This is a genomic window from Paenarthrobacter nicotinovorans, assembly GCF_021919345.1.
GTDB lineage: Bacteria > Actinomycetota > Actinomycetes > Actinomycetales > Micrococcaceae > Arthrobacter > Arthrobacter nicotinovorans.
This window is the reverse complement of the sequence record NZ_CP089293.1, coordinates 2,161,036-2,173,525: the sequence shown is the minus strand read 5'-3', so window position 1 is coordinate 2,173,525 and position 12,490 is coordinate 2,161,036. Positions and strand designations below refer to the sequence as shown.

Below are 12,490 nucleotides of genomic sequence, written 5' to 3'. Positions count from 1 at the left end.
ACCGAGGGGGGCGGCGCCGTCGTGGTTTGGCGTGCTTTCGGGACGGACCCGGGAAGCGGGGCGTCAGCGCAGCACTGAGCGGTACACCTCGAGGGTTGTCTCCGTAATGGACTCCCAGGAGAAGTGGTCCTCGGCCCGCCGCCGTCCAGCGATACCCATCTCCCGGGCGCGCGCGGGATCCGACACCACCTGGTTGAGGGCGGCGGCGAAATCACTGACGAACTTCCCAGGGTCCAGCGGAGTGCCGGTGCCGTCGGTGACCTGCTCCAAGGGAACCAGCAGGCCGGTTTCACCGTGCTGGACCACTTCCGGAATGCCGCCGGTGGCGCTGGCCACGACGGCTGCGCCGCAAGCCATCGCTTCCAGGTTCACGATGCCCAGGGGTTCGTAGATGGAAGGGCAGGCAAAAGCCGTGGCATGGCTCAGGACCTGGATCAGCTCCCGGCGCGGGAGCATCCGTTCGATGAGAACCACACCCTGCCGCTTGGTCTGCAGCTCCTCGATGAGCCGTGCCGTTTCAGCGGCAAGCTCGGGAGTGTCCGCCGCGCCGAGGCACAGCACCAACTGGACATCGTCGGGGAGGCTCGACGCCGCGCGAAGCAGGTACGGAACGCCCTTTTGGCGGGTGTTGCGGCCAACAAACACCACGCTGGGCTTGGCGGGATCAATGCCCAACGCCCGGATGGCATCATCTTCCTCGTCGCGCTCCCACAGGGAGACGTCAATGCCGTTGTGGACCACGCGCACCTTGTCGGGATCGACGTCGGGATAGCTGCGGAGGATGTCCTGGCGCATGCCATCGGAGACGGCAATGATGGCGGCGGCAGCTTCGTAGGCTGTCTTTTCGACCCATGATGACAAGGCATACCCGCCGCCGAGCTGCTCGGCTTTCCACGGGCGCAGCGGTTCCAGGCTGTGGGCGCTGAGTACATGGGGTATGCCATGCAGCAGCGATGCCAGGTGACCGGCCATGTTGGCGTACCAGGTGTGCGAGTGGACAAGGTCCGCTCCCGCAATGTCCGGAACGATCCTGAGATCAACGCCCAAGGTCTGGAGTGCAGCGTTGGCACCGCCGAGGTCTTCGGGAGTGGCGTAGGAGGCCACGGTTGCCCCGTGGTAGTCGGCATCACGGGGCGCGCCGAACGCCCTGACATGAAGGTCGACGTGCTTCGCCAGCACCCGGCTGAGCTCGGCAACGTGGACACCGGCACCGCCATAAATTTCCGGAGGGAATTCTTTAGTCACAATGTCTATTCGCACGCTAACCAACGTAGTCGTTCCGGCGTATGTGTTCTAGTGTGAAAGGGTCCGGAAAATCGGACTTTTGGGGGATACGAAGACGTACGGGGAGCTGTGACCATGGCGTTGAAGAAAGTTTTGGCAATCGTATTGGCAGGCGGCGAAGGCAACCGACTCATGCCGCTGACGGCGGATCGGGCCAAGCCGGCCGTTCCGTTTGCTGGCGGCTACAGGTTAATTGACTTTGCGCTGTCGAATCTCGTTAATTCGGGATATTTGAAAATCGTGGTATTGACTCAGTACAAATCACACAGTCTTGACCGGCACATCTCGGAAACGTGGCGCATGTCCACGCAGCTGGGCCGTTACGTGGCTTCCGTTCCGGCGCAGCAGCGGGTGGGCAAGAGCTGGTTCCTTGGCAGTGCCAATGCCATCTACCAATCGCTGAACCTCATCCATGATGACGCCCCGGACATCGTGGTAGTGGTCGGCGCGGACCACGTTTACCGGATGGACTTCTCCCAGATGGTGGAGCAGCACATCGCAAGCGGCGCGAAGGCCACGGTTGCGGCGGTACGCCAACCGCTCAACATGGCCAATCAGTTCGGTGTCATCGAAGTGGACCCGAACGACCCGCAGAAGATCGCCGCCTTCGTGGAGAAACCTGCCAGCACCCCCGGACTGGCAGCCGATCCCTCGCAGTTCCTGGCGTCCATGGGCAACTACGTCTTCAATGCCGATGCCCTGGTTGAGGCGCTGCATGTCGACGCTGAGCGGCTCGATACCAAACATGACATGGGTGGCGACATCATCCCCTACTTCGTCGATCAAGGCGAAGCGGGAGTTTACGACTTCACGCTCAACGACATTCCCGGTGCCACCGACCGTGACCGTACCTACTGGCGTGATGTCGGTACCATCGACTCGTTCTATGACGCGCACATGGACCTGATCTCCCCTGTTCCGGTGTTCAACCTTTACAACTCCGAGTGGCCGATCTACACCCGTCAGAGCATCTCTCCGCCGGCCAAGTTTGTCCGCGGCGGGAACAACACTGTGGGAACGGCCCTGGACTCCATCGTGGCCAGCGGCGTCGTTATTTCCGGTGGCATCGTGGAAGGCTCCGTCCTGTCCAACGATGCCTACGTTGCGGCAGGCAGCCGTGTCCAAGACTCGGTGTTGATGGACAAGGTCTATGTCGGTGAAGGGGCTGTGATCAAGCGGGCCATCCTGGACAAGAACGTCAAGGTGCCCGCGGGTGCGGCAATCGGGCTTGACCCCGCCTTGGATAAAGCCCGCGGGTACAAGGTGACGGAGTCGGGCATCACCGTCCTCGCCAAGGGACAGCTGGTTCCGGAACCCGGTGAGGCGGAGCTCGCGTTGTCTGCCCAGTACCGCCGCGGGCTGCCTGAGGCCGTCAAGGCAGCCACTCACCACGACCCCGACATTCGCGACTCCGCAGAAAAGGTGGCCGCAGGGATCCAGTCCCGCGTGGCCGGGCCGGCATCGCAGGGTGCCGCGAACTAGGCTGCGCCCATCGCGCTGACCCGGACAGAACCCGAGGCAGGCCGGACACTCCCAAGGCTGTAAAATCAGGTCAATGAGCTCCACCGATCTGACGCCTGAAGAGATCCAGGCCTGCCTCAAGGTTCTGACCACGATCCACGTCTACGACGAGGAGCACCCGGACTACGTTGCTGTCCGGCGTGCCACCGGCAAGATGTTCAAAGCCGTCAAGCGCCATCGCCGCGTCACCAAACGCGATTCCATTGCCGAGGCCGACCGGGCAGTCATCGCTTTGACGGCAACAGCCGCCCCGGACCGGATCGACGACGAGACCCGGGGCAACAAGCTGGCCCCGTCCGCAACCGGTGAGATTGCCGGACACTTGATCCGCTCACGGCCCTGTTACATCTGCAAGAAGCACTACACCCAGGTGGATGCCTTCTACCACCAGCTGTGCCCTGAATGTGCAGCATTCAGCCACAGCAAGCGGGACGCCCGCACGGACCTCACGGGTCGCCGGGCCTTGCTAACAGGCGGCCGCGCGAAAATCGGCATGTACATTGCCCTGCGCCTTCTCCGGGATGGCGCGCACACCACCATCACCACCCGCTTCCCGAAGGACGCAGCGCGCCGGTTCGCAGCGATGGAGGATAGTGGCGAGTGGCTGCACCGTCTCAGGATTGTTGGCATCGACCTCCGCGATCCGGCACAGGTCATGGCGTTGACGGACTCCCTCAACGAAGCCGGTCCCTTGGACATCATCATCAATAACGCGGCCCAGACCGTGCGGCGGTCAGGAAATGCCTACAAGCCCCTGGTCGACGCCGAAGATGAGCCGCTGCCTGCCGAGCTTGACGCTGCCAATGGTGGCCCTGAGCTGGTGACGTTCGGACATGCCCACGACAAGCATCCATTGGCGCTGGCCAGCAGCGTCACCGAGCACCCGGTCCTGGCAGGCGACGCCATTACCTCGCTGGCGCTTTCCACTGGTTCGGCGTCTCTGGAACGGATTGAATCAGGGACGGCGATCGACGCCGGCGGCCTGGTCCCCGACCTCGCCTCCATCAACAGCTGGACCCAGGTTGTCGATGAAGTGGATCCTTTGGAGATGCTGGAAGTCCAGCTCTGCAATGTCACGGCGCCCTTCCTGCTGGTCAGCCGGTTGCGGGACGCGATGAAGCGCTCCACGGCCCACAGGAAATACATCGTGAACGTATCGGCCATGGAAGGCCAGTTCTCCCGGGCCTACAAGGGACCGGGGCACCCCCACACCAACATGGCCAAGGCTGCCCTGAACATGATGACCCGCACCAGTGCCCAGGAAATGCTGGACACTGACGGCATCCTGATGACGGCTGTGGACACCGGATGGATCACTGACGAGCGTCCCCACTACACCAAGGTTCGGCTCATGGAAGAGGGGTTCCACGCTCCCTTGGACCTGGTGGACGGTGCGGCCCGCGTGTATGACCCTATCGTCATGGGTGAAAAGGGAGAGGACCAGTACGGCGTCTTCCTCAAGGATTACAAACCGTCTCCCTGGTAAAAATGTTTATAGACAAGCAAGGCCCTTAAGAATGCTTCTTAAGGGCCTTGCTTGTCTTTGGATTCCTATGCGAGCCGGGTGATCTCCACGGACACGGAGAGCCCGGATCCGCCGCCGCCGGAGAGGATGCCCTTCAACGGTGGCACATCCCTGTAGTCGCGTCCCCTGGCAACAGTGACGTGGTAGTCGCCCGCGGGCTTGTGGTTGGTGGGGTCCCAGCTGCGCCATTCTCCGTCCCACCATTCCAGCCAGGCGTGGGACTGGCCGGCCACCGTCTCCCCGATGTCTGCCGAGGACCGGGGATGGATGTAGCCGGAGACGTAACGCGCCGGGATGCCACTGCAACGCAAGGCTCCGATGGCAAGGTGGGCCAGGTCCTGGCATACCCCCTGCCGTTGAGACCACGCCTGTTCTGCGTTTGTCGTCACCCCGGTGGTGCCCTTCATATAGGTCATCTCGCCGGCCATCCATGCGAAAACCGCCAGTGCGGCTTCGTGGGGATTCTTGCCGTCGACAATCCCGGGAACGATGCCGAGGACTTCCTCCCCCGGCCCGCTGAGCCGTGACTGCGGAAGCCAATCGCTGAATTCGTCCTGGATTTTTTCGGAAGCCATGACGTCCCATCCCACGATGTCGTCCTCCACGGCGACCCGCTCTGTGCGGTGCACTTCCACGGTGGCCGTGGCAAGGACCTCCAGGCTCTCGTGGGGCATCTGCATGTCGAAAGCGGTGACGCGGGTTCCCCAATAGTCGCGGTAGGTGCTGACCGAGGCCTGGTTGGGAGAGACCTTGAGTGAGGACTCCAGGACCACCTGCTGGCCGTCGGTCAGCGGTGTCATCCGGGCCTCGTTGTAGGACAACGTCACGCGGCGGTTGTACTTGTAAGCCGTCTTGTGGACGATGCTCAGCCGGGTCATGAAACTTCTCCCACCCAGGCGTGCTCATCAGCCTGATTGAAGTACTTACGGGAAATCGCGTCCGATGCCTGCGTCACGGCCTTCTGCACACGTTCCATGTGCTCAGGCAGTTCCGACATGAGGTCATCGGTGCGGTGGAACTCGAGGAAGGTACGTGCCTGTCCCACAATGCGGCGGGCATCGTTGATGAAGCCGACGCGCTGTGCCGAGGGGTCCAGTTTCGCGAGGCACTCATCGGCATCGCGCAATGCGTACACGATGGAGCGCGGGAACAGGCGGTCCAGGAGCAGGAATTCGGCCGCGTGCTGGTCGCCGAACGCCGCCCGCCTGGTGCGGATGAAGGATTCGTACGCGCCTGCGCAGCGCAGCATGTTCACCCAGGACATACCAGCGGACTGGACATCGCGGGTGGACAGCATGCGGGCAGTCATGTCCGCACGTTCCAGGGAACGGCCCAGCACCATGAACAGCCAGCTTTCGTCGTGGCTGACCGTTGTGTCGGCAAGTCCGCGCACCATGGCGGTCCGTTCCAGGACCCAGTTGCAGAAACGATACGTTCCCACCACGTCCTTGCGATGCTGGTTCAAGCCGTAATAGGTAGTGTTCAGGCTCTCCCAAAGGGATTGGGACACCGTTTCCCTGGCACGACGTGCGTTCTCACGGGCTGCCCCGAGGGACCCTGCAATGGACGAGGCACTCTGTTTGTCATAGGCCAGGGCATGAAGCAGCTCAGGCAGGCCGAAATCGTCGCTCTGGGGCTTGGCACCCATGACAGCGAGGAGTTCCCTGGCTACGCTGCGCTGCTCCTCAAGGGGCAGGTGGTTCAGGCGCTCCAGGTGCACATCCAGGATCCGGGCAGTACCGTCGGCCCGCTCTACGTAGCGGCCGATCCAAAAGAGTGACTCAGCAATACGGCTCAGCATGCGGCTGTGCCTCCTTCGCGTGGTGCATGTCGAAGTTCAAGTGGTGGTTGGAACGGGTTCACTGCTGCTGCTCCGTTTGGCGGTCGCGCCAGTTGCTTTCGACCGGCCATACGGAAACCTGTTCCCGCAGGGTGACAGACTGCCGCGGGATCACCTCGGCCGGCATCTGGGGCGAGTTCGCCAGAACCCAGGTGTCTTTGGAACCACCGCCCTGGCTGGAATTGACGATCAGCGAGCCCTCCTTGAGGGCCACCCGGGTGAGGCCGCCGGGCAGAACCCAGACGTCGTCGCCGTCGTTCACTGCGAAAGGCCGCAAGTCGACGTGGCGGGGCCCGAACTTGTCTCCGGAGAGTGTCGGAACCGTGGAAAGCTGGAGCACTGGCTGGGCAATCCAGCCGCGGGGATCGGCGATGACGCGCTTGCGCAAGGCGTCCAGTTCTTCCTTGGAAGCGTCGGGACCGATGACCAGCCCCTTTCCACCCGAACCGTCGACGGGTTTGACCACCAGTTCCTCGAGGCGGTCCAGGACATGTTCCCTGGCTTCCTTTTCCTCCAGCCGGAAAGTGTCGACGTTGGCGATGATGGGTTCTTCGTGGAGGTAGTACCGGATCAGGTCAGGCACGTAGCTGTAGACGAGCTTGTCATCGGCCACCCCGTTGCCCACCGCGTTGGCGATGGTCACTCCCCCGGCACGGGCGGCGTTGACCAGGCCAGGGCAGCCGAGCATCGAATCCGAGCGGAACTGCAGGGGATCGAGGAAATCGTCATCGATGCGTTTGTAGATGACATCCACACGCTGTTCGCCGGCCGTGGTCCGCATGTAGACGCGGTTGCCGCGGCAAATGAGGTCCCGGCCTTCCACCAGTTCCACGCCCATCAGCCCGGCCAGGAGTGTGTGTTCGAAATATGCGCTGTTGAAGACACCCGGGGTCAGGACAACCACTGTCGGATCATCGACGCCGGCGGGTGCGGTCTTGCGCAGCGCCGACAGTAGCCGCCGCGGATACTCTTCAACCGGCCTGATGTGCTGCTGCCCGAAGGCTTCGGGCAAGCCTTTCGCCATGGCCCTGCGGTTTTCCAGCACGTAGCTGACGCCGGACGGGACACGAACATTGTCCTCGAGTACCCGGAACGTGCCGGCAGCGTCACGGACGACGTCGATGCCCGAAACATGGACGCGGACGCCGCCGGAGGGTTCAAAACCGTGGACCGCCCGGTGGAAATGGGCGCTGGTAGTGACGAGCTGGCGTGGAATCACGCCATCGGCCACTACGGCCATCCGCCCGTAAACGTCGTTGAGGAATGCTTCAAGTGCTTTGACCCGCTGGGCAACTCCGCGTTCGAGCACGTCCCACTCATCGGCCGGGATGACACGCGGGACGATGTCCAGGGGGAAGGGACGCTCCTCCCCCGCGTAGTCGAAAGTGACGCCACGGTCCAGGAAGGTCCGTGCCATGGAGTCGGCACGGGCGGTGACATCTGCGAGGGAAAGCTCGCGGAGCGCACCGGAGACCTGACCGTAGGATTTTCTGGCAACGTGGCCGGGGGCAAACATCTCGTCGTAGGCTCCACTGCGTGCAGCGGCCTCGGAGTAATCCTGGAATAGGTCAGACATGGGATTCAGACAATCACCTTTTTGAGTCGAGCGCATTACGCACTGATTGTGTCGCGGTTTCCGGGTGCTCCCGGTTTCGCCTTCCGTGCCCCCATCCGGCAGGGTTGAGGCATGCCCTTCAACAGACTCGCGTCCCAGCTGTCACGGCTGGGGCCAGGGTTGGTCCTGAGCGTTGCCGCGACCGGCCTTGCCTTCGCCATGCACGCATTGCTGCCTGCGGTTTCAGTCATACCGGTCATGACGCTTGCTGTTGCTTTGGGTTTGCTCTCAGCAAATATACCGGGCACGGCGGTGGTCGTTGCGGGGCGCGCCCGGCCCGGCCTGGACTTCGCCGGAAAGCACCTGATGCGTGCGGGCATTGTGTTGCTCGGCCTTAAAGTCAGTGTGGGTGACGTGTTGGGACTCGGCTGGTTGTCCCTGCTCCTGATAGCCGGGGTGGTCCTGGCCAGTTTCGCCGGAACCTACGGCCTGGCGAGACTGCTGCGCCTGCCCGGTGAAGCTTCCTTGTTGATTGCTACGGGCTTCTCCATTTGCGGGGCCTCCGCCATCGGCGCCATGGCCGCAGTGCGGCGCATCAAACACCAGGACACGGTGCTGCCCGTCGCACTGGTCACCCTTTGCGGGACCTTGGCCATTGGCGTCCTGCCCCTGCTGATGCATCCGTTGATGCTGAGTCCGGAGCAGTTCGGGGCATGGACGGGCGCTTCCGTGCACGATGTCGGCCAGGTGGTGGCCACAGCGCAAACGGCAGGAACAGCGGCCCTGGCGATCGCCGTCGTCGTTAAGCTGACGCGGGTGATCCTCCTGGCCCCCATTGTGGCTGCGGCAGGCTTGCATCAGCGGGTCCAGCATGTCCGTCAACGCGCCAACGGTTCAGCGGATGCGGACAATGCGGACGGCCGTTTCCCGCCCATCGTGCCTCTTTTCGTGGTCGGCTTCATCGCCATGGTCGCGGTCCGCTCGCTCGGATGGACGCCTCCGGAACTCCTGGAAGCGGCGGCGGTGGCACAGGACATTTTGCTGGCGTCGGCGCTTTTCGGTCTGGGCTCTGCCGTGCGTGTCAGGACGCTGATCCATACCGGGGGACGTGCTGCCGTGGTGGCACTGGGGTCCTGGCTGATCATCGCTTCACTGGGCCTGGGGGCTGCCTGGATCATGATTAGATAGCTGTGTGTCGAATCACAATCTGTCGCGCGATGAAGCCGCTACCCGTTCAGCCCTGATTACCACCCACAGCTACGACGTCACCCTTGATGTCCGGGACGCGGCGGATCCCGCAGTCAGCGGATATCCAAGCTCCAGCACCATCACTTTTTCGGCCCGGGCCGGCTCCGACACCTTCCTCGATTTCATCAGTGGGGGCGTGCAGTCCGTGGTGTTGAACGGACGCGCCCTGGATGTAGGAACAGTGGTGGACCAGGACAGAATCATCCTGGAGGGCCTCGCAACGGAGAACACCGTGACGGTTACAGGGACAGCCCTTTACAGCCGTTCCGGTGAGGGAATGCACCGTTTCGTGGACCCTGCCGACGGGCAGTGCTACCTCTACACCCAGTACGAACCGGCGGACTGCCGGCGTGTTTTCGCCAACTTCGAACAGCCCGACCTCAAAGCGGAATTCACGTTCCACGTCATTGCGCCGTCGGGCTGGGAAGTCGCGTCCAACGGCTCGGAGGCCGCCCGGTTGCCGGTGCCGGGCTCTGAGGACGTTTCCCAGTGGGACTTTGCCACCACTGAACGGATGTCCACCTACATCACCACTGTGCTGGCGGGCCCCTACTTCAAAGCCACCGACCACTGGGATGCAACGCTCGACGACGGCACCCGCCTGGACGTTCCGCTGGCACTTTACTGCCGCGCATCCTTGGCGCCGTCCTTCGATGCCGAGGAACTGTTCCGGCTCACCAAGAACGGCCTGGCCTTCTTCAACAAGCTTTTCGACTATCCGTACCCCTGGGGCAAATATGATCAGGCCTTCGTGCCCGAGTACAACCTGGGCGCCATGGAAAACCCCGGGCTGGTGACCTTCACCGAAAAGTACGTCTATGCCTCACGTGCCACCGATGCCCAGTACCAGGCCAGGGCAAACACCCTCATGCACGAGATGGCGCACATGTGGTTCGGCGATCTCGTGACCATGACCTGGTGGGACGATCTGTGGCTGAAGGAATCGTTCGCCGATTTCATGGGAACCCTGGGTGTGGACCGGGCCACCGACTGGGACACAGCCTGGATAAACTTCGCCAGCAAACGCAAAGCGTGGGCCTACGTCCAGGACCAACTGCCCACGACGCACCCGATTGTGGCGGATATTCCGGATCTCGAGGCCGCAAAACAGAACTTTGACGGAATCACCTATGCCAAGGGTGCCTCAGTGCTGAAGCAACTGGTGGCTTACGTGGGCTTCGATGCCTTCATTGCCGGATCCCGGCAGTACTTCCGCGAGCATGCCTTCGGTAATACGTCCCTGCAGGATCTGCTGAAGGCCCTCAGCGAAGCCTCGGGACGGGACCTCGGCGATTGGGCCAGGCAATGGCTGCAGACCTCCGGTATCTCGACCATCACGACCGACATCGTGGAGGACGACGGTGTGATGGGCGCGGTGATGCTGGAGCAGGAAGCCATCGATCCCTTGACCGGCCACCAGGAACTCCGGCCCCACCGTATGCGCCTTGGACTGTACGACGCCGACCAGACCGGCGCTTTGCTCAGGCTGGAAAGCCTGGAAGTGGATGTCGCAGGTCCCAGCACCCTCGTCTCCGGGCTTGCAGGCAAGAAGCGTCCGGCTTTGTTGCTGGTCAATGATGACGACCTGAGCTACGCCAAGGTACGGCTTGATCCTGTCTCCGAGCGCACGGTGCGTACCTCGCTGGATAAAATCCAGGACCCCATGGCCCGGGCGTTGTGCTGGACGGCACTGTGGGATTCTGCCCGGGACGGCGTGAGGCCTGCTGCACGGTACGTGAGCGCGGTGGAGCAGTTCGCTCCGGCAGAATCCGGCATCGGAGTCCTCCAAAATGTGCTCGGAAACGCCTCCGGCGCCATTGAACGCTTCGTACCCCCACGGTCCAGGGACAGCGTTCGCACGGATTTCCTGGCTGTCGCGGCTCATCAACTGCGGGCTTCGGCTCCCGGCTCCGACGCGCAGCTGGCGTGGGCCAGAACGTTGGCAGAGGTCTCACGCCACGGTGACAGCCAGCTCCCCTTGCTGCGCAGCATCCTTGACGGCACCACCGTAGTGGAGGGCTTGACTGTCGACGCAGAGCTGCGATGGAGCTTCTGGCAGGCCCTGGCCGCGCACGGCGAGGCATCCCAGGCCGAGCTGGACAGGCAACTCGAAGCGGATAAGACAGCGTCAGGCAAGGAAGGGCACGCGTTGGCGTCCGCTGCCCGCCCGGATGCTGCCGTGAAGGCGGCAGCCTGGGACCTGGCCGTCAACACCACGGGCCTCTCCAACGAGATCCTCAGCGCCACAATTGCCGGCTTCGCCACTGCGCCCAGTGACATGCTGGCGTCCTATGTCGAGCCCTATTTCGAATGCCTTGAGCGTGTATGGGCCGAGCGGAGCATCGAAATTGCCGGCAGGATCGTCAGGGGCCTCTTCCCGGCGGCCCAGGACCTCGCGGAGGGAATGGAGCCCTCCAGCCATCCGGTCGTGCTCAGGACGGATGAATGGCTCCACCACCACTCTGATGCCCCGCGCGCGTTACGGCGCATCATCATTGAGCAGCGGAGCCACCTCCTGCGGTCCCTCACAGCTCAGTCGGCAAACACAGCGCAGTCGGCAAACACAGCACAGTCGGCACAGGTTTAGCTGTCATTCAGGACCGGACCCAAGCCCGTTCCTGCTCCTGCAGGCTGCGCAGGCTCTCCGCGCCGGCGGTCCAGGAATGCTCTTCAGTTGTTCCGGGTAGCTTCTGACTGAATGGCCCTGGCGAGGTCGCGGGGACGGCTCCACATGGGCCAGTGCCCCGTGGGGAGGTCAAGAACGTCGAGGTTCTCGATGTGCGCGACTTCGGCAAACATGCCATGGCCTGAGTGGGCGAGCTCCAACACGGTCGTGCCGGGTATCGAGCAGCACACCAGTGTGGTGGGGACCTTGCGGCGGGCATCGTTCGTGAGCTCGACGGGCTGACGAAGCACGGGGCCGGGTTCCGGGACGGCCCTGGCCTGGAAGCGCTCAAGGTCCCCGGTGTTCAGGCCTTCCAGGCTCACTTGGCTTGCGAGGACATCGATGGACGGCAACGGAAGCTCCGCCACCCCGTCCGGAAAGTCCGGGGCGAAGATACTTCCCGGCGCCAGAGGGCCCGAGTCTACCCAGACCATTCGGTGGATGAGCTTAGGGCGTCGGTCCAGGACGAGGCTGGCAGGTGCGTTTGCACCACTGTGGGCGACGAGGACCGCCGGCTGGTCTTCGGATACCCCGAGTCGCGCCATGGCGTCCAGGATCGCTGCTGCCTGATCGTCGAGGGTCCTCGCGGCACGGTCGGGGTCGTCGGGATCGAGGCCGGGCAAGGTCAATGCCGTCGCGCGTGAGTCATGGGACCCCAAGTGTTCCAGGACCTCGTCCCAGGCCCAAGCGCCCAACCAGTGGCCGGCGAGGAGAATGATGGTTGGGCGGTTAGTGGAAGTTGTCATGACACCACCCTCGCAGGCGCCGTGGACAAGGGTATGTCACTATTTGTGTCATGAATTTGGGAAGATTCGAACAGTGAGAAGAGTCGAACGGCTCCATGCCCTCTCT

The 12,490-nt window shown here is 63.0% G+C and carries 9 protein-coding genes; 4 read left to right on the top strand and 5 right to left on the bottom strand.

What is annotated here, in order from left to right:
• Nucleotides 1–63: 63 nt before the first annotated feature.
• Nucleotides 64–1,260, bottom strand: a complete 1,197-nt coding sequence (glgA, locus tag JMY29_RS10135; RefSeq protein ID WP_194496961.1) for a glycogen synthase — start codon at nt 1,258–1,260, stop codon at nt 64–66.
• Nucleotides 1,261–1,353: 93 nt separating this feature from the next.
• On the opposite strand from glgA, the gene glgC reads away from it, so the two are divergent.
• Both glgC and JMY29_RS10125 read left to right on the top strand, forming a co-directional pair.
• On the top strand, nt 1,354–2,766 hold the full coding sequence (gene glgC / locus JMY29_RS10130) for a glucose-1-phosphate adenylyltransferase (RefSeq protein ID WP_189075573.1): 1,413 nt from the start codon (nt 1,354–1,356) through the stop codon (nt 2,764–2,766).
• Nucleotides 2,767–2,839: 73 nt separating this feature from the next.
• Nucleotides 2,840–4,291, top strand: a complete 1,452-nt coding sequence (locus JMY29_RS10125; protein WP_018777608.1) for an SDR family NAD(P)-dependent oxidoreductase — start codon at nt 2,840–2,842, stop codon at nt 4,289–4,291.
• Nucleotides 4,292–4,356: 65 nt separating this feature from the next.
• Here JMY29_RS10125 and JMY29_RS10120 read toward each other — a convergent pair whose 3' ends face one another.
• The 3 genes from JMY29_RS10120 to JMY29_RS10110 are packed head-to-tail and all read right to left on the bottom strand — an operon-like array spanning nt 4,357 to nt 7,746.
• A complete protein-coding gene (locus JMY29_RS10120) occupies nt 4,357–5,208 on the bottom strand; it encodes a transglutaminase family protein (protein ID WP_018777607.1) in 852 nt (283 codons plus the stop codon).
• Complete coding sequence (locus JMY29_RS10115) at nt 5,205–6,131, bottom strand: alpha-E domain-containing protein (protein ID WP_018777606.1); 927 nt, start codon at nt 6,129–6,131, stop codon at nt 5,205–5,207. The genes JMY29_RS10120 and JMY29_RS10115 overlap by 4 nt, the downstream gene beginning before the upstream one ends.
• Before the next feature lie 58 nt (nt 6,132–6,189).
• Nucleotides 6,190–7,746, bottom strand: coding sequence for a circularly permuted type 2 ATP-grasp protein (locus JMY29_RS10110; RefSeq protein ID WP_039241274.1), 1,557 nt, complete (start codon nt 7,744–7,746; stop codon nt 6,190–6,192).
• Nucleotides 7,747–7,857: 111 nt separating this feature from the next.
• Here JMY29_RS10110 and JMY29_RS10105 point away from each other — a divergent pair, with 111 nt between their 5' ends.
• Both JMY29_RS10105 and pepN read left to right on the top strand, forming a co-directional pair.
• Nucleotides 7,858–8,913 (top strand): YeiH family protein, encoded by a 1,056-nt coding sequence (locus JMY29_RS10105; RefSeq protein WP_018777604.1) that lies wholly within the window; start codon nt 7,858–7,860, stop codon nt 8,911–8,913.
• Between the two features lie 4 nt (nt 8,914–8,917).
• Nucleotides 8,918–11,560, top strand: coding sequence for an aminopeptidase N (gene pepN, locus JMY29_RS10100; protein ID WP_189075574.1), 2,643 nt, complete (start codon nt 8,918–8,920; stop codon nt 11,558–11,560).
• 83 nt (nt 11,561–11,643) lie between these two features.
• Here the strand turns inward: pepN and JMY29_RS10095 are convergent, their stop codons facing one another.
• Nucleotides 11,644–12,384 carry an alpha/beta fold hydrolase gene (locus JMY29_RS10095; RefSeq protein WP_189075575.1) on the bottom strand — a complete coding sequence of 247 codons (741 nt, stop codon included), beginning with the start codon at nt 12,382–12,384 and terminating at the stop codon, nt 11,644–11,646.
• Between the last annotated feature and the right edge of the window lie 106 nt (nt 12,385–12,490).

What these genes read in the sequence shown, in the direction of transcription:
- JMY29_RS10110 (WP_039241274.1), bottom strand. Translation starts at nt 7,746, where the DNA reads ATGTCTGACCTATTCCAGGATTACTCCGAGGCCGCTGCACGCAGTGGA.
- JMY29_RS10115 (WP_018777606.1), bottom strand. Translation starts at nt 6,131, where the DNA reads ATGCTGAGCCGTATTGCTGAGTCACTCTTTTGGATCGGCCGCTACGTA.
- JMY29_RS10125 (WP_018777608.1), top strand. Translation starts at nt 2,840, where the DNA reads ATGAGCTCCACCGATCTGACGCCTGAAGAGATCCAGGCCTGCCTCAAG.
- JMY29_RS10120 (WP_018777607.1), bottom strand. Translation starts at nt 5,208, where the DNA reads ATGACCCGGCTGAGCATCGTCCACAAGACGGCTTACAAGTACAACCGC.
- JMY29_RS10095 (WP_189075575.1), bottom strand. Translation starts at nt 12,384, where the DNA reads ATGACAACTTCCACTAACCGCCCAACCATCATTCTCCTCGCCGGCCAC.
- JMY29_RS10105 (WP_018777604.1), top strand. Translation starts at nt 7,858, where the DNA reads ATGCCCTTCAACAGACTCGCGTCCCAGCTGTCACGGCTGGGGCCAGGG.